Genomic DNA, 19850 nt, shown 5'->3' on the forward strand with positions numbered 1-19850 from the left:
TTATTAATTTACCTCATATATCTCTCATGCGTCTCCACCCAACCTACAATAAAATTAAAAATATCTGCCGTGCGGGGTTTCTGAGAATGTCGTACTGAGTTAGGTATTTTTAGTGGGGGAGAAACCCGACTTCTGGAAAATCGGGTGATTTTAGACTATTCCCAATCCCCATTGCACAATTTAATTTGATTGAATCCTCGCATCGAGAATTTTATCAATCCGATCTCGTGTCTCTAAAATATGGGCTTTGGTGTATTCATCATCCGAATGAACAGATTTTAACTTTTCATCAAGCTGCTTTAACTTATACCAGGCGATTGTGCGAGCATCTTCGGGAACACTACTAAAATCCTCCCCTTTACGTAATACCATTCCCGTCAAAACGTCTAAATAGCGTCTTTGTATGCCCCTTCGTAAGCTCGATATTTTAATATCTCCGCGTTTAGGTTTAATTACTTCTGTCCAAATTCCAGATTGTAACGTATCAAACAATTCAGGAATCGTGAGTGATTTTCCTGATTTCGTTTTCAGTTCGATGTCTTTAATTCGAGATAATCTATCCCCAGACAATAAATCGACTAATACGGAACTCTGAATAAACAACACCAAATCGTGAATTGGATAATCTAAACGTCCCATTTGCGGATTACTACCCCAATGTCGCCATCTCGAAGGTGCTAATTTATTTAATAGTTCAGGTGGAAAATTGAAAGCATCGTCAGCAAAGACATATTTCTGTAACGTTGCTAATGCTTCCCGTTGCTTTTCCACAGGAACAGGTTCAAATGGTAAACGCCCATTGCGATCGCTACTGCGAACTCGGTAAAATGATTGTCCACCAATATATTTTGTGGCGAAGAAAATATTCTGGAAGTAATTACCCAAAACTGTCCCAAATTGTTCACCGATATCGCTAATCCCGTCATCATTTGTCGGATAGCGCTTGTTGATTAAATCCCACAATTGCCGAGAGTTATCAAGCTGCCACTGGGAATATGTCAACACGTTACCACTATTATCCCAAGCATTGACCGTTGGATCGAGGTCAAACATGTCTTCGTCGGTAGAATAGCTTAATTCTGAGTTTACTGCCGATTCTTGGGCGATTTTTTCTAAAAATGGCTTTTCAGCGCTGGTTGTTGCCACTTGTATGGGTGCGTAACCATATTTAACTGCCCAATCGTCGTATGATCCAACCATATTGGGAAAATAATCACCCTGTTTAGTTCCTTTAGGGGCTATGTTGGGGGGAATATAATCCATTACCGATGTTGTTAAACCACGTTTGCGGGTAATTTCGGTGTTGTTCATCTCCTCTGGTTTCAACATCGTACTACCTCGGAAATTATGCCGCAATCCCAGGGTATGTCCGACTTCATGGGCAATTATTAAGCGCAGATATTGATGAATGTAGGTTTTGATTTGTTCTTTGGTAGCTGGAACAGTGGGTAACATTGTCATTGTCATTTTGCCAACGGCAAATTGATTTGCTGCTTCTATCCCGTAACAAAGGTCATATTCCCCAGCGAGTCGAGAAATCTGACGGAGAAATCCGGTTTGATTTTGCTGTTGTTTGTCTTTTGGAAATACTTTAGCATCAAGTCCATTGGCACATAGCAAGCGATTTTGCATCAGTGCTGATATGGATGTACGATTTTGGGTTTGGTTGGGCTGGACAATTTGCCGATAGTCGTTTTTGAGGGCGCGAACAAAACCACCATCAACTAGTATATCAGCATCCAGAATTTCCCCAGTGATGGGATTTACCCGTGATGGTCCCATTGCGAAGAATCCATCGACAGTATTGATCCAGCGAATTGTATTGTAACGAATATCTGCCGGGTCCCATGTCGCATTATCGGGCATTTGCTGGACTTGGATTGCGTCTTTAAATCCAATTTTGGCAAATGCTTCGTTCCACATCAATACCCCTTCTTTAATCGCATCCCGGTACTCGAAGGGGACAGCATTATCAATCCAGAAAACTATAGGTTTTTTGGGGGCAGAAATCGCCGCATTGGGGTCTTTTTTCTCTAGATTCCAACGGTTAACATACCTAACAAATGGGTCTCTGCGCTCATCGTTTGATAAATCTTGGTACGCCGTGATAAAATAACCGACACGTTCGTCAGCCAAACGAGGACGGTAATTATTATCTGCTAGTTGTGAGATGCTGTAGTGAATCCGGAGGGTAAAACCGCGACTATCTGCTAAAGCTTCAAAGTTGGGTAAACCAGCTTCCTTGCTGCGTGGATTTCCGGCTCCACCAATAACATTCATCACCGATTCAACCTCGATATTTTGGGGAAAGGTTTTGGCATTCCCAAAATATGACCCATCAGCACCACTCGCAACCCCCAAACTTGCCGACAATCCAGCTAAGTCAGTTAGTAATAAATCCCCTAAATCTATCAATAGGGTTTTGCGATCGCGATTAATGCTTTTAATTGGAATATTGTACAGGACAGAATCGCTAAAAGAACGGGCGAGCGATCGCACCTGGGGGTCGCCTTCATTGGTACGAAAATTTACATTGCGAACTACGAACTGAAGGTTATTATTTACCCGTTGAAAGTAAAATAAAAAGTCCTGTAATGGCATCCCACTATAGATACCTCCTTGACCAATCCCTGATTCCAGCGTGGCTGTAGTCAAAAAGTTTTTATTTAGCTGTTCGGGTTTAATTTCCAAATAAATTTTATTCTTTTCTTTATTTCGGTATAAAGTAAACAGTCCATCCAAACGCTGAGTGTCTTTAGTCACCTCATCAAAAGCTTCTAATTCATCGCGTTTTGGTGGTTTGGTTTTTTCGTCAGGCTTTTTACTATCCTCCGGTTTCTTGGCAAGTTGTAAAAAAGGTTGGTGACTAGCTTGTTTAATATCTTCTACCACCCAAGCAAAATTCTGTGGCTGAACCTGCTTATTTTTGCCCATTACCCACACTTGCCCTGGTTTCAATGCCTTTTTTACCCCTTCGTCTTTACCAATGGGGGTAGCGACGGTTTTGGCTACAGCATTTTCAGAAGAAGAAAGTGCGATCGCATTGGAAATACCCAAAACCAAACCATGTAACAAAACAACATAACAAGTTAACCGCTTCATTCAAATCCATCCTTGGCAATCAAAACCCCGATTACTTCCAGTATCGGCAAGCTACAACAGCTTTCCCAACCCGATACATCCAACTTCACCTGAAGATGCTTTTAACCACCTGATATCAAGCAATTAAAAATTCAGGTATTTTTTGCACTATTTTGCTGTAGTATTCTTGCAAACAATCATACGGGTATGTGGCTCAATCGAGGATACTTGCATAAGCAAGTATACTTATCAGTAGCAAACAGTACATAATTATGTTCATACACAACTAGCGTTCATATGAAACACGAAATAGTATAAACAGAACTATTAGCAAATTTATCTTTGGCGACAAATCAAGTATTTTTTCATTACATATTTTATTTTGACAAAAGATAAAAAATCAATCTGCGAGGAGGAACACTATCTGAACTATTAACACAAAACATGCCAATAAATACCACTACTTCTTATTTTGATAAATATATACTAGCTAGACTGTGATGATTCAAGTAATATACAAGCACAAAAATACACTCAATACCTTGAATATCTATGAAGCAAAATAGAAAAAGCAAACAGCAAAAGACAAACAGAACTATCCAGTCTATTTTCAAGTAATTAATTCCACCTGTAACAAGAATATAAATTAGTATCAGTGGATACAGAAATGTCAGATTTATCCCAAGCTTGGAAGCGTTTGAGAACCTATATGCGGAATTCTTGGTTGCCAGAAAATTCAAACCAAGAGCTAGTCACTAGTAAAATATTATTCACCTTGAGAAAAAATGTTAAAAAACAAAAACAAGTATCTGAACCTTTAGACAAAAATTTACAAGAATTACTAATTGAGGAAAAACTTACTACTACGCTTCAAGAATGGGTACAAGTAGATAGTAAATTAAATTGGCTGATTGATAATACAGATTTCCATACAGAAATTTATAATTTATTTGGAGAAGAATCACTCAAAGTCGAAATTCTCCAAGCGCTAATGAAAAAGCTCATCAATAGTCAGCAATTTCGCCCAGTTCAACTTTTTCAACGTCTAGAAAATTTCTACAGTCGTTGGTGTCAAGGAGAATTTATAGACGCTCCTCCTCATCAGAATTTCCCACAAAAAAAACTCCTCCAAATTCAATCTAAAAATACTAGCCTGGGATTACGTCAGGTAGATATATATACCGGGTTAAATTTAATGATTTTACTTTTAGCTTTACACGGTTACGCACAACAAAACGAAGAACTTAAACAAAAGATAATTTTTTATCCCTCTGGTCAACCCGACACCGAAAACTTCTTCACATCCCAACTATTGCGTGTCATTAACTACAGCGATGCCATAGAAATTGGCAACTTTAGTAACATTGTTGGCGAATTTCTTCACGGTGGTAATTTTAGTGGTGCTTACTTGGGAGATGCCAACCTCACAGGTGTGAACTTTAGTAATGCCCAGCTAACAGGTACATATTTGGGAGATGCTAACTTGACGGGGGCAAACCTGAGCAATGCCAACCTCAGTGCTGCTAACTTAGGGGATGCCAATCTGAGCGGTGCAAATCTCGGTGGTGCTATCCTCAGACGTGCTGACCTTAGTAGTATCAATTTTAGCGGTAGTAATCTCAGTAATGCTGACCTGAGTCATGCCGATCTGAGTAATAGTAACCTCAGCAGCTGCAACCTGACAGGGGCAAACCTAACAGGAGCAAACCTGACGGGGGCAAACCTCCGAGACGCTGACGCGAGTAATGCCATATTCAGACAAGCAACCTGCTTTGGTGCAAATCTCAGTGGTGCAAATATGATGACGGCAAATATGAGTTACACTGACCTTTGTCGTGCCGATATTAGTGGTGTAAATCTCGAAAATGCCGACCTCACGGGTGCAAATCTGAGCGACTCGATACTTTTTAGCGCTAACCTAAATAGTGCGATCGCGCAGGCAGCTGACCTCAGTTATGCCAAATTAAGCGGTGCTAAACTCAATAATGCCAACCTGCAAGGTGCAATTCTTTTGGGTGCAGATTTGAGTGGGGTAGACCTGAGTAATGTTATTTTAAATGAAGCTGACTTGAGTGGGGTTACACTCAGTGAAGCTGACCTTCGGGATGCAGATATGAGCGAAGCTATTTTATTGGGTACTGACTTGAGTTTTGCCAATTTGAATCGGGCTAATCTGAGTGGTAGCAATTTGACTGGGGCAATTTTGAGTGGTGCTGATTTAAGTTATACCGATTTTAGTTATGCAATTTTGGGAGGTACTGACCTCAGTGATGCTAACCTTGATAAGATGACTTGGAATGAGAATCAAGCTTGGGAAGGGGTGCGAGGGTTGGAAAGTGCGATGAATATGCCGATCGCGTTACGGCAAAAGTTGGGATTGTGAGTTTAAATGTGGTTGGATAAATAAAGTAAAATATTTATTTAACCGCCAAGTCGCCAAGGGAAGAGGTTCATGAATTATTTGGGACTGTTTTGTATGTTTTTACATAGTACTGGAAAGGGTAGAGAATTAATATCTTCAGATGCGATGATTCGTTCCCAGGTTTTAGTTTCAGGAAACCATTTAAAACCTGCTTGTTTTGCTAAGTCTCGTTCTTGGTAGGAAACTAATGCAACACATCGTACTTTTGGACGTATGGCTTTAATAAATAATCCTTGTAAGTCTTCTATAACGTCAAATAAAGCTGCAATTAATTGACAGTCTGTTAATGCACGATGGTTGGCATAAACTCCGATTCCGTGAGCTAATACTAAATCGACTAAAGATGGATGGGAACGGGTTTGTTTGGGGAATTCAAAGTCATTATAAGTGCATATCCAAGGTAATTCTTCTCCTTGTGAATTCAGCAGTTTTGGTAATATGATTTCACCGTTTTTTCTTCCAAACCATTTTTTATCAAATTCGGCATTATGTGCTATCACAAAATCTGCCATTTTTGCCATTCTACAAATTTCTGCAATTCCAGCTTCAGCAGTTTCTACAGATATATCTAGTAAAATGTCAATGGAAATATGGTTGATGTTTTCAGCAGGGTTTTGCTTTGCTGGAAGTAAAGTTGATGTTTGTTGAATAGGAGATTGATGTTTGACTGAGTACAAAATTGCGCCAATTTCTATTACTTGTCCTTGTTCAATTTCTAAAGCAGTTGTTTCTGTATCAATAATCAGAATATTTTCAACCATATATGTGTATGCAAATGTATACTAAAAACGGTTAGAACTTTACTTTTAACAAGCGTGAAAATCTTGAAGAGACTTCTGTAAGTAGCTAGCTACAGTATGACAGGAGTCCAGATTTTACCCGTTTGCAGTATATTTAACTGTATAAAAACCTAAATAATGCAATTAAGCTTATATCGGTTGGGCTTTTACTTATTTATACTCAATGCAGGAATATTTGAGGTGCGATCAAATTATTAACTATTCCTAATTTACCCTGTAAAAATAGGGTATATGTGTTTCTTAAATCACTTTTATAATTACTGAATATTTCCGTACAATTTTAATCATTTTCAAATTCCTGTTCAGCTTCCTATCTCAACTTACGGAGTACTTTTTACGCATCAAAGCGATAACTATTAACGGAGGGTAGATGCAAAATCAGGTTTTAAGAACTTTAATGTATTATCGAATTAATTAAGTGTGTTAGTTGGTTAAATACTCACTTTATTGAGTATATTAGATATAGAGAGAAAATAAAATTAGATACCTATGGCAATTTCCCATGCAATTTTGGCAGCTTTATTAGAGTGTTCTTGTAGTGGTTACGACCTATCAAAGCGGTTTGCGGGTTCGGTTGGTTTTTTTTGGCACGCAACCCAACAGCAAATTTACCGTGAATTGAGTAAATTAGAGGAACAAGGATATGCGATCGCAGAAGTGATTCACCAGGAAGGAAGACCTGATAAAAAGGTACTTTCGATTACGGAGACGGGAAAGGATTTCTTACGTGACTGGATTAAGGAACCTTTGGAGGTTAGTCCATTAAAGGATGAGTTGTTGGTGAAAATGTTTGCTGGTGAACTGGTAGCAAAAGCAACTATTATCAAGGAATTAGAGAATCATCGTTCTCAACATAAAATAACTTTAAATACCTATTTAGCAATAAAAAATAAGTTTTTTCCCGAACCAAATACTTTACCTTTAATTGAAAAATATCGTTACTTAACCTTACAGAAGGGAATTAGTCATGAAACCGAGTGGTTATCTTGGTGTGAGAATGCGATCGCATTTTTGCAAGAAGCATAGTCAGTCTCATCTTTTACCGACAAAGAAGCAATTTTGCTGGAGTTGGTAAGCGATCGCACTGTGAATAAGTATAGAAACCTGCGATCGCGAAACAATGTGTGGATTTGCATCAAGGAGAAATTACAGTCAATAGCGTAATTAATCAAGGAACAACATTCAGCGTTATCCTATCCCAAACAAATTAAAGAAAATTGAATATTAATTAATCGAGCTAAAATACCATAGGGGAGACTAATTAGCAGGATTAGTAGTCTCTCCTGCTGCTTCTATAACTGCGGTATTTTGTCCTAATTTTGGTTCTGTACCTGCCATTAATCGCTGAACATTGCTACGGTGACGAATAATTACATACAACCCACCTACCACAACAAACAAAATATAAGCTAAAGGTTGATGTCGCAAAATTATAAATATGGGAACTGCGATCGCACCACAAATTGAACCCAGGGAAGCAATCCGCGATATTGCCACAACAGTCGCAAAAACGCCAAGGGTAGCCAAACCAACTTGCCAATCCATTGCTAATAAAAGACCCAAACTTGTTGCTACAGATTTGCCTCCACTAAAGCCAATAAATATGGATTTGCTATGTCCAATTATGGCAAATGCTCCCGCCAATATTACCATCCAAGGTTGCCAATTTTCGGGATTTATTGTTTGGGGAATTAGACTTTGATTCGATGCGAATTCAAAGAACCTGTAAACAAGGAAAATTGAGATTACACCTTTTAAACAATCTATGAATAAAACAAAAGCACCTGGTCCTTTTCCCAAAGTTCTCAAGACGTTGGTTGCACCAGTTGAACCAGAACCAACTTCGCGAATATCAATACCTTTTAACAATTTTGCTGCTGTATAACCAGTGGGAATTGAACCTAGTAAATAAGCAGAAATTAGAATAATTCCACACAAACTTAGCCAAATATTCATATTAAATGGGGGGAATTGGGAATTGGGGATTGGTTAGGGTTGTGAATACAATAATTTGCAATTTTTCTTGTGGGGCAGGCATCCTGCCTGCTACTAAATCAAGAACGGGCAGGATGCCCATTCCACAATATATGTAAATTATTTAGATTTCATTCTTTAGTAACTATTAAGCATTAACTATTAATAATCATCATCATTATTATTTCGCATTGTGCGAGGGTCAGGTGCAAAAGCTAACCATAGGGGAAATTGTAGCAGGGCAAGGCTAATTTGGTCTTCAGAGTCATCAATAATAATAAAAGGCATTTGGTTGGCTTTGATCAGTCTTTCAGCTTTTTGTGCTACTGCTTCTGCGGTTTCAAATATCACCACACCTCCATCGGGAGCAAAGTCTGGACGAGCTATTCCCAGGCAATCTTGTAAACCTCGTCGCCATTCACCGAGACGTTCTGGTGTTCCTGTTAATACCAAAGCCCGAACGCGATCGCCATAAAGTTTGTGCAGGATTGAGATGACGGCAGAAGCGATTAAAATATTTTGTAATCGACTTCCCATCGTCCGTAATGCACCACGTCCACCTTGGGTAAAAAACCAGTTTGAGACTCTTTCAGCATGTACAGGTTCAAAGGTGCGGCGTAATTGCCATACAGGACCATAGTAATCTGGTTTGGTGCGATATTGGTCGATTAAACGGCGAACTTGCTTGGTAGTCTCTTGAAACTGTTGCTGGGCAAATTGGAGGGGAGTTGCGAGAGGTTCGGGTTCGTTGTTTCTTGCATCTCTCCGGGAAAATTGTTCTCTGGGAGGTGGTTCTGGTTCTGGTTTTGCTGCGGGAATTAGTTGAAGTTGTTCGGCAGAAGCGGCTAAATCTTGTAAACTACCTGTGAGATAATCTTTGAAACCTTGAACTCGAATTGCTAAATCTTGGGAAGTTCCAGCAAATGTGGTTCGCATTTCGTTACGAATTCGCTCTTGTCTACGTTCGAGTTGTTCAATGGAGATTAGTAAAGCTTGTTTACGCTGTTCTAGTTGGGAAAGTGACTCTTGGACAACTTTAGCCATTGTAGTTTGGGTTTCGCCCAATTGCGATCGCATCTCGTTATAAGATGTCTGTAAAGTCGCGATTTCTTCTTGTAACGCCAGTTCCGTCTGTTGTAATTCGGCAATTCGTTGAGATATTTCTTTTTCTTCGGGATTAAGCTCGGAAATATTACTATTGGATTCGCTTCCTAACTGTGCCAAAACGGACGCAACGGCATTCTCTTGATTTTGTTCAGATAATTCTGATTCAGATTCCATTAATGACTCAATCTTATTTTCTTGTTGTTGCTCGTTGTTCGGGCTTTCTGTTTCAGTTTGCCCTGTATTTTCAACTTTCGGCTCTGAGGTTTGGGATTCGTCTCCGTTCATAAAAAATTTAGTTAATAGTTATTGATTACTAATTCCTGAACACTGATTACTAATTCCTGAACACTGATTACTAATTCCTAATTACTGACTCCTGATTCCTGATTACTATTATTTTTTGGGACAACGTTGTTCTAAACAAATTTGCAAGATTTTAGGGTCAAATATAATTGGCAGAAAGTGAATACTTTTAATTTCCTTAAAATAAAACAAAATGGGTACTGGATTCCAAAATATTCGCCAATTTTCCCACTCTTGGTAAGGAAAACTCCGAATCAGCTTGTCACCACGATAAACATCTAAGTCAGTCGCAGTAAATTTCAAACTTATAATTACCGATTGGAACATTAAAAACAAGGCAAATATCGTAACTAATCCCCCAATCCAAGCATTAACCAACAACAAAGGTATTCCCGTAAACACCAAAACTAAAGGGATATTGTAACTGGGCTTGAGTTCGACAGTAGATAGTCTATCAGGTAGCTGATCTGGTGTTATGGAAGTAGTCACGGTTGAAAATCCTATTTACTAACAAAAATCCTAACAAACATCTATATTATTTTAGATGAAAGGGGAACGGGAAAAGGACAGGTGTAAAATCCCCCGTACCACTTTCCTTTTAAAACCCTTGCTGCAAAGAACTACCTTGTCCTTGAAACATTAAGGCTGATAAGAAAAAGTTAAAGACAAAAATAAGTAGTAAAGATGTTACCACAGCTGCTGTAGTCGATTGTCCAACTCCTTTTGCACCTCCTGATGTTGTCATTCCCCAGTTGCAACCGACTATGGCAATCAAAATACCAAAACAACTGGCTTTAACCATCGCACTCAGAATATCCCAAATATCTAAAAAACTTCGGGCTGAATCTAAAAATGCGGAATCGGCAAGATTATATACGTTTGTCGCAATCAGGAAACCTCCTAACATCCCCGTTACCAAAGACAGCAGCGTTAAAATAGGTAACATGATGACGCAAGCGATGACACGGGGAATAACAAGATAGTCGATCGGGTCAGTTTTCAACATTAAGAGTGCATCGATTTGTTCTGTGACTCGCATCGTGCCAATTTCTGCTGCAAATGCCGAACCAACCCTACCAGCGACAATAACAGCAGTTAAAACAGGTGTTAATTCCCGCGTTAATGCCAGCGCTAACACACCACCAACAATATTTCCAGCCCCAAAGGCGATAAATTCCCGCGCAACTTGAATAGTAAATACCGCACCTACAAATACAGCAGTCACCAGGGCGATAAAAACCGAATCTGGTCCCACTGCTGCCATTTGTTCAAAGGTGTTACGTCGATGGATTTTCCCTTTGGTAAGGTGAAATAGCACTTGCCCGGTTAGAAAAAGCGCTGACAGCAAGCGCTGACCCCATACTCCTAAGGTTGATTTAGATTTTGTCTCGCTCAATTTGATTTTTACAAGTTAACTCGGTAACTGCCGTCATAATAGCGAATTTCAGGGTGCTTTTTTAGTGGCTGTTAATGGTTTAGGGGTGTTAGGGGAGAATTTGCGTAGAAATGACCCATCATAATTTTGTCAAAGACGACCCATCATAATTTTGTCAAAGACGACCCACCGGGTCGTCTCTACCTTTCAATAATTAACTTAAATTAAAGCGGTTCTCATAATTTTAAACTTCTTAATATAGACACCCGACTTTGGACAAGGGGGTTACACCATTGGGAGACTTGAATTTATAAAGCTTAGAGCCACTTTGCTGCAAACTGTTTTGAGAAAATTCCTGAAAAAAAGTATGTACATATTTTAATGAAAACTTAAGATTTTTGAACTATTGCCTGAGAGCAGACAATTCGACTTATCGTAGTAAATGACGTACCAGGATAACGGCTATTTTCATCCAAGGAGCCTAGCCTACAATGGCAATTCTTACAAATTTCCTCCGCTCGCTCGCTCTGACCATCATCTTTAGTTTTGTAGCCCCTCTGATTCTAATTGGCGCAGTTTTAGTAACTTTGTCGCTGACTGGTCATGTACCCGGCTTGCAGGATATCACAGGCGCGATCGCACATCTCATTTTGCAGTTTCTCGCTACTTTTGGCGGTGGTAGTTCTCTAGAAGGAATTATTATTATTGGATTAACTTGTAGTTTTGTAGGTGTGTTGTTTGATACTTATGTTCACTATCGGGATCAGATTTTGCGTTTACATTCTTAAAACTAAGCCTCGTAAAGGTTTATCGAGACTGCAATGCTTGGAGAATGGGTTGAAATAGCCAAAAATCCTAGTGGCATTTATTTCCGAATTGCCTTAGATTCTCTATTTTCTGGGAATCAGTAAATCTATATATTTTTATATTTAATCAAATAGATATTGACTTGGTGTTGCCTCTAATAGTTGGCTTTCGACACAGAAAATCAAGTCAAAAGTACCAAATCACTTAAAATAATAACTATAATAACTAAAGTCTTTTAGCTGAAACTTTGAGATTAAATTTGTTACGAGGTTCTTTGACTGCTCATGGTTTGGCCCTTTAAACCCAGGTTTAGCAAACAGATTGCTCGAATAGAAATTACAGGTGCGATCGCAAGTGGAACCCGCAAGCGAGTATTAGAAGCCCTCAAAACTGTTGAAGAGAAAAAATTTCCAGCCCTGTTACTCCGTATCGATAGCCCTGGCGGTACAGTTGGAGACTCCCAGGAAATTTACAGCGCTCTGAAAAGATTACGTGAGAAAATAAAAGTTATCGCTAGTTTCGGCAATATATCGGCATCTGGCGGCGTTTATATTGGTGTGGGCGCACAGTATATCATGGCAAACCCAGGTACAATTACTGGAAGTATTGGTGTAATTTTACGCGGTAATAATTTAGAAAGATTGTTAGATAAAATCGGCGTTTCTTTCAAAGTTATCAAATCTGGTCCCTATAAAGATATTTTGTCATTCGATCGGGAACTCACCGAACCCGAACAACATATTTTACAGGAACTGATCGACACCAGTTATCAGCAGTTTGTCGAAACCGTTGCTGAAGGGAGAAATTTGACACCAGAGACAGTAAGAAGCTTTGCAGATGGTCGAATTTTCACTGGACAACAAGCTGTAGAATTAGGTGTTGTGGACAAATTGGGAACCGAGGAAGACGCTCGTCGTTGGGCTTGTGAACTTGTGGAACTCGATCCAGAAAAAACCCCTTGCTTCACAATTGAAGAACGCAAACCTTTAATTAATCGTATTCTTTCTGGAAATAGCCAAGTTAAACCCAGCATAATTAGTTCCAGCATGGATTGGTTGGAATTTGAAATGTCAACTAGCGGTTTACCTTTGTGGCTTTATCGACCCTAAATTGGGTGTAATCTGTCATTAGCATTTTGTTATTTAACCTCTACTGGGGAATAATAGCTAATGGCAGTAATTTTTTACAGGAGGAATTTTCGTGGAGTCAGAGTGGAGGATGCGGGCAATTCGAGGTGCTACTACAGTATCTGAAAATTCGATGGAAGCAATGGACGAAGCTGTAATGGAACTTCTAGATGAACTCGAAGGACGCAATCAACTACATCCAACCGATATTATCAGTGTCACATTTTCCGTGACACGGGACTTAAACGCAATTTTTCCAGCTGCGATCGCACGTCAGCGTCATGGATGGGATGGAGTACCTATGTTGGATGTCCAGCAAATGTATGTTGAAGGCAGTTTAGAGCGCTGCATCAGATTTCTAATTCATGTATATCTTCCTACCTCTGTCCCGATTCATCATACTTACCTGAGAAAAGCTGCGACTCTGCGACCTGATTGGAGTTTGCCTCAGTCGTTACATCCATCACAGAAAGCTATAGAATCTAAAGTGTAGAATACACAAGTATTGTCAGTGTAAATACTTAAGAGACGAGGTAAAACAATCATTGGCTTTCCCTACAATGAAATTTCCACATCCTTCAAAAAAGGTTCAAATACAGAAATCAATTCTGGACGACTTAAAACCAAAGTAGGGAAAGAAATATGACTATAATCAACCCCTGGAGATGCGGGAAAAGGTTGTAACTTCAAAGATTTCCAACAACCTCCAGCAGCTTTGAGAATTACCCAAGCTGCGGCAATATCCCAAATCTTAGGTGTTGCTTCAATACTGCCCAAAACAGCACTATTTGCCACCATTAGAAAATTATAACTGGCTGCCCCCAACATGCGAATTTTACAGGGAAAATCTTTTTGAATTACTGATCTACTGCGGGAACAAACGTTGAAAAAATGGTTATGACTAGGTGCATCATTACTGGTAAAAATTGGCTGGTTATTACAAAAAGCATCAGTGGGAGCAGCTAAACCCGAATTACCTTCCCAATATCCATGAAAGGATTGATTTAATGTTGGTAGATATATATAGCCGAAAACTGGCATTCCTTTATACAATAATCCAATCGAAATTGACCAAATTGGAATCCCACGGGTGAAATTAGTAGTACCATCAATCGGGTCAATTACCCAGCACCAATCGTTATCGGGGAATACTTTTTCACCTTCTTCGCTGAGGATACCATGACCGTTGAAGTTGGCTGCGATCGCATCACGGATTGCTTTATCTGCCCATGTATCAGCTTGAGTCACCAGACTACCATCAGCTTTTTCGTCAGCTTGTACCTGTCCGAAATATTCGAGCAGTTGATTACCGATTTTTGCAGAGGTTACTTGGGAAAATTCGAGAACAGTAGTCCAGAAATCTGTCATTTAAATTAGCCTAATCTAATTCGCTTTCTAAAATAGACGCGATCGCATCTTTAGCATTACGCTGAAACTCGGTAACGTTGACTTGGGATAAGAACCACAGTGCCACTATCATTCCTACAGCTTGGGTTGCAAATACTAATCCATAGGAAACGACGGGGACATTTGATAATAATTCACCCAAACTCAATACTGCACCACCCAATACGGTGGATAATCCTCGTGCCAAAGTTTGCGCTAACCCCCAAGCTCCAACGAATGTACCCGCACTTTCGGCAGCTGTGAGGTCAAGCATTAAACTTAGTCCCCCTGTTGTGGTGACTCCAGCTGCAAAACCAAATAAAACCAACATCCATTGCAGTAACTTGGGATTTCCAGTTGTTCCTGCCAAGATGATCAATATCAAACAGATTGACACCCCAATACATCCGAATTTCGTGGTGTTTTTCTTACCCAAACGTGGTGCGATCGCAAATCCTGTCAATCCTAAACCAAGTAATGTCCCTATCCCAAAGAAAGCATTTAATTGAGTAGTTTCGGCAATTGTCATCTGAAACACTTTACTGCCGTAAGTCTCCATCACCGCATCTTGCATAAATAGGCTAATACTCATCACCACCAAAAAGGTAAAGAATATACCTGTTTGATTGCTAGCGGTAAGTATACGTAAAGTATCCTTGAGGGTAATTTTATCTTCGCGGTTTGAGACTGTCGAACGGTTGGAAAAGCGGGAATATTTCTTTTCGATTCCCAGGGTACTAATGAAGCATAATATAACTGCGATCGCGGGAACTTTCAAAAACAAAAGGTTGATTTGGTCTTTAATTACCCCAATTGGTGCATCTAACTCAATTTGTTTAAGTAAACTGCTGCTAAGTATTGCCCCAAAAATTATACCAACCATCAACATTGACCACACAACCCCGACTATTTTCGAGCGGTTGTCTTCATCGGAAATATCGACAAGTAAGGCTGTAAATGGTGTTGAACTAGCACATAAAGCGATTCCATACAGGGCAAATACTAAAGATAGTAACCCTACCCAACCATAGGTTTGAGCGTTCCAACCATTTTCCAAACTTGTTCCAACTTGCCAGACAACCTGTACAGCCAAAAACGATGCTACAGCAAATAACACCGCACCAATCCAGATATAACCCGTGCGATGATACCCCAATATCGGCTTGGAATCTGAAGCTTGACCGAACACAACCCGCATTGGAGCCACAAACTGATGCATTGCGATCGCAAATGCAGTCACCAATGCCGGAACCTTCAATTCATCAATCATGACGCGGTTGAGAACCCCCAAGGTCAAAACCGACATCATACCCAAACTCATCTGAAATAAGCCAAGTCGAAACATAGTCGGGATATTGACTGTGGGCTTATTTAAGGCATTTGTCTGCGAATTCGATAAATTACCGCTTGCCATTTTATGTCAAAGATACAACTAAAATAATTACCAGAATAAAATGTTGGGTTCCGGCGCAAATCTATATCTACCATATCACTACAACTATCTCCCATGCGCCTGCACCTAACCTATAAATCTGTTCCTTGTGCGGAGCAATACCATATTCACCATTAACCACTACAATGGAATAGTAAAGAAATGTAAATAAATAACCAAAAATTAACGTGGAAACCATCAGACTGGGGCAAGACGGTGCAGCAGTAACACCCCTCTGCATTGGTACTTGGGCATGGGGTGACAAAATATTTTGGAATTACGGCAACAATTACGGTGCTGAAGAACTGGAAAAGGCTTTTAAAGCGGCTTTGGGTGCGGGTATAACTTTTTTCGACACCGCAGAGGTTTACGGAACCGGATTATCAGAAAAGTTCCTTGGTCAATTCCTCAAACAAGCCGACAAACCCGTGCAAATAGCAACCAAGTATGCGCCAATCCCTTGGCGAATTCAGGGGAAAGCTGTTGCTGATGCTTTAACTGCTAGTCTCAAACGCTTACAAGTTGAGCGGGTCGATTTATACCAAGTTCATTGGGGTTTCGCATTTTTTATGAGTCAGCATACCCTGATGAATGCCCTCGCTGATGAGGTGGAAAGTGGCAGAATTGGGTCGGTTGGTGTAAGTAATTACGGTGTGGAGCAAATGCGGGAAGCACATCAAATTTTGGCTAGACGTGGTGTTCCTTTGGCTGTAAACCAAGTACGATATTCCTTACTTTCTCGTCAAGTTGAATCTAAGGGAATTATTGATACTGCTCGCGAATTGGGTGTGACTATTTTGGCTTATAGTCCTCTCGCACAGGGATTACTTACGGGAAAATATACAGTAAATAATGGTGCAATTCCCACAGGTGCGAGGAAAGTAGACCCTAGATTTAAAAAAGAGGGTTTACAGAAAATCGAGCCAGTAATTTCTTTATTAAAACAAATTGGGGAAAAATACGCAAAAACTCCCGCACAAGTTGCTTTAAATTGGTTAATTTGTCAGGGTAACGTGATTCCCATTGCTGGGGCAAAAACAGCCGAGCAAGTCATTCAGAATGCTGGTGCATTGGGTTGGCAGCTAAGTAATGATGAAGTTGCCGAGTTGGAAGTAGCTACTCGTGATTGGTTGAATTAGATTTAGATAATGAAATAAATGCACCCAAGATATTCGTAGAGACGTTCCAATGGAACGTCTTTTATATGTTGATAACTACGTCGATATAGTCGTACCAAACTCCTGAGTCCAGTAATAGTTATAGTTGACATTGCCAGTATCATTTTCTAAATAGCAATAGCCAAGACCCATTTCTTGGTAATTGGCATTCATAATATTTGCACGATGTCCTGGGCTGTTCATCCATCCTTGAACCACTTCTTCTGGTGTGATGTACCCTGCGGCAATATTTTCACCAAGATATGAGAATTGATATCCAGCAGATGTTGCTCTATCTCCGGAACTCGAACCATTTACTCCTGTATGGCTGAAGTAATCTCGTAGTGCCATATCTTCACTATGATTTTGTGCTGCTAGATTCAAATTTGGATTCAACTTCAGTGCTGACAACCCTCCTTTAGTACGCTCTACATTAGTCAAGTCCAAAACTTCTTGGATAAAGTTATTGGTGACAGGTGATGCTGCTGCTGGTGCTTGTGTTGCAACTTCTGGAATTCCTGTCTCAACTGAATTTGATATCAATTTGCTGGAGAAACTCAAATTATAGTTGGAGCTTTGACCTTCACTGCCTTGGTAAACACGAACGTAATATGTACCACTTGTCAAGTCATTAAAGCTAAATGATTCACTACCATTACCTGGGTTTGCTGCGATTCCCTCCGGGATAGCTTCGCTTACCGCAACACTACGTCCTCTTGCATTTAGCAATTCTAAATCGAGATTCCCACCCAATCCATTTAAGGTGATATTCAAACTTGTATCTTGTGAACTCAAATCGAACTTGTAAACATCTGCTCCATCAGCACTACTAATTGAATCTCTATATATAGCTGGATTTGCAGTAACGGCAATATCCCTTGCTGTTTTTAATGTGTTATTGGCAAAATCGGCATTGATAAAATCGCTAGCATTCCGACCTTCACTCAAACCAAAGTTGCTAAAATGCTCGAATAGCTTCTCGTTACTGAATCCGGATAGATCGGAGTTGTTACCACGATAAAAGTTAAGGTCGAAAACTTGTGAAAATTTCCGACCTTCTGCGATTCCATTATTTGCTAAGTGGTCAAAAAGCTGTTGGTTTGTTAACCCACCCAAGTCACTATTACTGGCACGATAGAAAGAGAGGTCAACAAATGGCGAAAATTGACGGTTCTCAATCAAACCCGATGTTTGAAAATTTGCTAACGCTTCTCCATCACTAAGTCCACGTAGGTTTGAATTCGCACTGCGATAAAAGTTTGCGTCAAATAAATTTACGGGCATAGGTATGTTTCCAGATTAACTGGATAAGGGTTGTACAGTTTGGTATTCCCTATGCCATGAGGCATCCAGCCATAGAGTATAAACTTATGGCAGAATATAAAGAAAATCAAAAAGGGGAACACACGTAGAGATTATATCAAAACAAATACATATATCTCTGTAAAGCAGATTAAACACATTCCGTAACTGTGAAATAATTGATGCCTATATACCTTTAAACAAAATTGATACAGCCGTTAGAATGCTTTCAGTACTTGTAATTCCCATGATTTATGCAAAATAGAGTTAGCAGATTGTTACGTTTTATGAAGTTAATATTTATTTTCATAGAGAAAAAAGCTTAGAGGAAAAAAGCTCAATAGTTAAGTGGTAAGTGCTTGTTGAGTAATTTTCAACTTTAACGCTTAATATTTCTGCTTATTTTGCCTCAATCCGGCAAAAATCATTGAGAATAGATGTTATTGTTTTCAAGGTAATAATTAAGCCGTAATTTGTAGCCTAAGTAACAATATTTTTTGATTTTGATAATAAATCTAGAATGCTGAAATCAATTTTGCTAATTGGTAATAACGGTCAAGTTGGTAAAGAACTGGAAAAGATTCTGTCACCACAAGTTAATTTGGTGGGGATTGGGCGTACGGAAATCGACCTGACCAACGGGGATAGTATAATCAATGCGATAACTTCGTTGAGCTACCCTACGGGAACGGTTTCACCGAACGCTAACGCGCAATATAAACCACGGATTATCATTAATGCTGCTGCATATACTGCGGTAGATAAAGCTGAAAATGAAATAGAAATTGCCACAGCGATAAATGAAACTGCAACGGCAATCATGGCAGAAACAGCCAAAAAAATAGGTGCTTCTCTGATTCATATATCCACAGATTACGTATTTGACGGTAACAATAGCCAACCCTATTCAGAAACTCATCCTACCAACCCTGTGAGTGTTTACGGTAAAACCAAACTCGCAGGGGAAAAGGCAATTGAAGGAATTCTTGATAATTATTTAATTCTTCGCACAGCTTGGGTATATGGATGTTGCGGCAAAGGAAACTTTGTGAAAACAATGCTGCGATTGGGGGGAGAACGTGAAGAAATCCGAGTTGTTGCCGACCAAATTGGCACTCCCACATGGGCAAAAGACATTGCGAATGCGATTTCATCAATTATTCAAATTAATGAGAATACTCACAATATTCAAAATATAAGCGGTATTTACAATTATACCAATAGTGGTATTGCGAGTTGGTATGATTTTGCTGTTGCCATTTTTGAAGAAGCTGAAAATCTCGGTTTTCCCCTCAAAGTTCGGCGAGTAATTCCCATTACCACAGCCGAATATCCCACACCAGCAAATCGTCCTGCTTATTCAGTATTATCTGGTATCAAAATATCTTCAGTTTTAGGAACTTATGCACCACATTGGCGACAAAGTTTAAGGAGAATGTTAAAAGAGTTAATTGTTAGTGGGTAATTGGGAATTGGGAATTGGGAATTAGAAATTGGAAACATATACTATATATCCCTTTCCCAGAAGTCAGGGATATGAAGCAAGCCAGAAGACAAGCCATTTTTTATATTAATAA

General features: G+C 39.5%; 16 protein-coding genes. 7 read left to right on the forward strand and 9 right to left on the reverse strand.

The genetic code is table 11. The annotated features are described in order from the left end of the window. Positions 1 to 180 precede the first annotated feature (180 nt). Positions 181 to 3102, reverse strand: coding sequence for a zinc-dependent metalloprotease (locus CK510_RS02250; protein ID WP_095720139.1), 2922 nt, complete (start codon positions 3100 to 3102; stop codon positions 181 to 183). A 646-nt stretch (positions 3103 to 3748) separates the two neighbouring features. Here CK510_RS02250 and CK510_RS02255 point away from each other — a divergent pair. Beyond that, on the forward strand, positions 3749 to 5464 hold the full coding sequence (locus tag CK510_RS02255; protein ID WP_095720140.1) for a pentapeptide repeat-containing protein: 1716 nt from the start codon (positions 3749 to 3751) through the stop codon (positions 5462 to 5464). A 74-nt stretch (positions 5465 to 5538) separates the two neighbouring features. On the opposite strand, the gene CK510_RS02260 is transcribed toward CK510_RS02255, so the two are convergent. After that, complete coding sequence (locus CK510_RS02260; protein WP_095720141.1) at positions 5539 to 6264, reverse strand: 3'-5' exonuclease; 726 nt, start codon at positions 6262 to 6264, stop codon at positions 5539 to 5541. Between the two features lie 528 nt (positions 6265 to 6792). Here CK510_RS02260 and CK510_RS02265 point away from each other — a divergent pair. After that, a complete protein-coding gene (locus CK510_RS02265) occupies positions 6793 to 7329 on the forward strand; it encodes a PadR family transcriptional regulator (protein WP_095720142.1) in 537 nt (178 codons plus the stop codon). A gap of 231 nt (positions 7330 to 7560) precedes the next feature. Here CK510_RS02265 and plsY read toward each other — a convergent pair whose 3' ends face one another. From plsY to CK510_RS02285, 4 genes are all read right to left on the reverse strand, one after another. Further along, positions 7561 to 8259 carry a glycerol-3-phosphate 1-O-acyltransferase PlsY gene (gene plsY / locus CK510_RS02270; RefSeq protein WP_095720143.1) on the reverse strand — a complete coding sequence of 233 codons (699 nt, stop codon included), beginning with the start codon at positions 8257 to 8259 and terminating at the stop codon, positions 7561 to 7563. Positions 8260 to 8439: 180 nt separating this feature from the next. Then, complete coding sequence (locus CK510_RS02275) at positions 8440 to 9669, reverse strand: DUF3086 domain-containing protein (RefSeq protein WP_095720144.1); 1230 nt, start codon at positions 9667 to 9669, stop codon at positions 8440 to 8442. Between the two features lie 108 nt (positions 9670 to 9777). Then, positions 9778 to 10176, reverse strand: a complete 399-nt coding sequence (locus CK510_RS02280) for a DUF3119 family protein (RefSeq protein ID WP_245911812.1) — start codon at positions 10174 to 10176, stop codon at positions 9778 to 9780. Positions 10177 to 10285: 109 nt separating this feature from the next. After that, positions 10286 to 11083 carry an MlaE family lipid ABC transporter permease subunit gene (locus CK510_RS02285; RefSeq protein ID WP_095720146.1) on the reverse strand — a complete coding sequence of 266 codons (798 nt, stop codon included), beginning with the start codon at positions 11081 to 11083 and terminating at the stop codon, positions 10286 to 10288. Between the two features lie 470 nt (positions 11084 to 11553). Here CK510_RS02285 and CK510_RS02290 point away from each other — a divergent pair, with 470 nt between their 5' ends. The 3 genes from CK510_RS02290 (at position 11554) to aroH (ending at position 13489) form a co-directional block, all read left to right on the forward strand. Beyond that, positions 11554 to 11850 (forward strand): hypothetical protein, encoded by a 297-nt coding sequence (locus CK510_RS02290; RefSeq protein ID WP_095720147.1) that lies wholly within the window; start codon positions 11554 to 11556, stop codon positions 11848 to 11850. Between the two features lie 303 nt (positions 11851 to 12153). Further along, positions 12154 to 12978 (forward strand): signal peptide peptidase SppA, encoded by an 825-nt coding sequence (gene sppA, locus CK510_RS02295; protein WP_095720148.1) that lies wholly within the window; start codon positions 12154 to 12156, stop codon positions 12976 to 12978. A 109-nt stretch (positions 12979 to 13087) separates the two neighbouring features. Next, a complete protein-coding gene (gene aroH / locus CK510_RS02300) occupies positions 13088 to 13489 on the forward strand; it encodes a chorismate mutase (protein ID WP_095720149.1) in 402 nt (133 codons plus the stop codon). A gap of 62 nt (positions 13490 to 13551) precedes the next feature. On the opposite strand, the gene CK510_RS02305 is transcribed toward aroH, so the two are convergent. Next, the gene (locus CK510_RS02305; protein WP_095720150.1) at positions 13552 to 14364 is read right to left on the reverse strand and encodes an inositol monophosphatase family protein; all 813 of its coding nucleotides are present in this window, start codon (positions 14362 to 14364) and stop codon (positions 13552 to 13554) included. A 10-nt stretch (positions 14365 to 14374) separates the two neighbouring features. Then, complete coding sequence (locus tag CK510_RS02310; protein WP_095720151.1) at positions 14375 to 15796, reverse strand: BCD family MFS transporter; 1422 nt, start codon at positions 15794 to 15796, stop codon at positions 14375 to 14377. A gap of 206 nt (positions 15797 to 16002) precedes the next feature. On the opposite strand from CK510_RS02310, the gene CK510_RS02315 reads away from it, so the two are divergent. After that, positions 16003 to 16953, forward strand: a complete 951-nt coding sequence (locus CK510_RS02315) for an aldo/keto reductase (protein ID WP_095720152.1) — start codon at positions 16003 to 16005, stop codon at positions 16951 to 16953. Positions 16954 to 17028: 75 nt separating this feature from the next. Here CK510_RS02315 and CK510_RS02320 read toward each other — a convergent pair whose 3' ends face one another. Then, positions 17029 to 18255, reverse strand: coding sequence for a CAP domain-containing protein (locus tag CK510_RS02320; RefSeq protein WP_095720153.1), 1227 nt, complete (start codon positions 18253 to 18255; stop codon positions 17029 to 17031). Between the two features lie 538 nt (positions 18256 to 18793). Here CK510_RS02320 and rfbD point away from each other — a divergent pair. Further along, the gene (gene rfbD, locus CK510_RS02325; RefSeq protein ID WP_095720154.1) at positions 18794 to 19738 is read left to right on the forward strand and encodes a dTDP-4-dehydrorhamnose reductase; all 945 of its coding nucleotides are present in this window, start codon (positions 18794 to 18796) and stop codon (positions 19736 to 19738) included. Positions 19739 to 19850 lie beyond the last annotated feature (112 nt).

This window comes from Brunnivagina elsteri CCALA 953, assembly GCF_002289455.1.
GTDB classification, from domain to species: Bacteria; Cyanobacteriota; Cyanobacteriia; order Cyanobacteriales; family Nostocaceae; genus Brunnivagina; species Brunnivagina elsteri.

Excerpts from the sequence above, each read along its gene's own strand:
- CK510_RS02250 (WP_095720139.1), bottom strand. The coding sequence starts at position 3,102 with ATGAAGCGGTTAACTTGTTATGTTGTTTTGTTACATGGTTTGGTTTTG.
- CK510_RS02255 (WP_095720140.1), top strand. The coding sequence starts at position 3,749 with ATGTCAGATTTATCCCAAGCTTGGAAGCGTTTGAGAACCTATATGCGG.
- CK510_RS02260 (WP_095720141.1), bottom strand. The coding sequence starts at position 6,264 with ATGGTTGAAAATATTCTGATTATTGATACAGAAACAACTGCTTTAGAA.
- CK510_RS02265 (WP_095720142.1), top strand. The coding sequence starts at position 6,793 with ATGGCAATTTCCCATGCAATTTTGGCAGCTTTATTAGAGTGTTCTTGT.
- plsY (WP_095720143.1), bottom strand. The coding sequence starts at position 8,259 with ATGAATATTTGGCTAAGTTTGTGTGGAATTATTCTAATTTCTGCTTAT.
- CK510_RS02275 (WP_095720144.1), bottom strand. The coding sequence starts at position 9,669 with ATGAACGGAGACGAATCCCAAACCTCAGAGCCGAAAGTTGAAAATACA.
- CK510_RS02290 (WP_095720147.1), top strand. The coding sequence starts at position 11,554 with ATGGCAATTCTTACAAATTTCCTCCGCTCGCTCGCTCTGACCATCATC.
- sppA (WP_095720148.1), top strand. The coding sequence starts at position 12,154 with ATGGTTTGGCCCTTTAAACCCAGGTTTAGCAAACAGATTGCTCGAATA.
- aroH (WP_095720149.1), top strand. The coding sequence starts at position 13,088 with ATGCGGGCAATTCGAGGTGCTACTACAGTATCTGAAAATTCGATGGAA.
- CK510_RS02305 (WP_095720150.1), bottom strand. The coding sequence starts at position 14,364 with ATGACAGATTTCTGGACTACTGTTCTCGAATTTTCCCAAGTAACCTCT.
- CK510_RS02310 (WP_095720151.1), bottom strand. The coding sequence starts at position 15,796 with ATGGCAAGCGGTAATTTATCGAATTCGCAGACAAATGCCTTAAATAAG.
- CK510_RS02320 (WP_095720153.1), bottom strand. The coding sequence starts at position 18,255 with ATGCCCGTAAATTTATTTGACGCAAACTTTTATCGCAGTGCGAATTCA.
- rfbD (WP_095720154.1), top strand. The coding sequence starts at position 18,794 with ATGCTGAAATCAATTTTGCTAATTGGTAATAACGGTCAAGTTGGTAAA.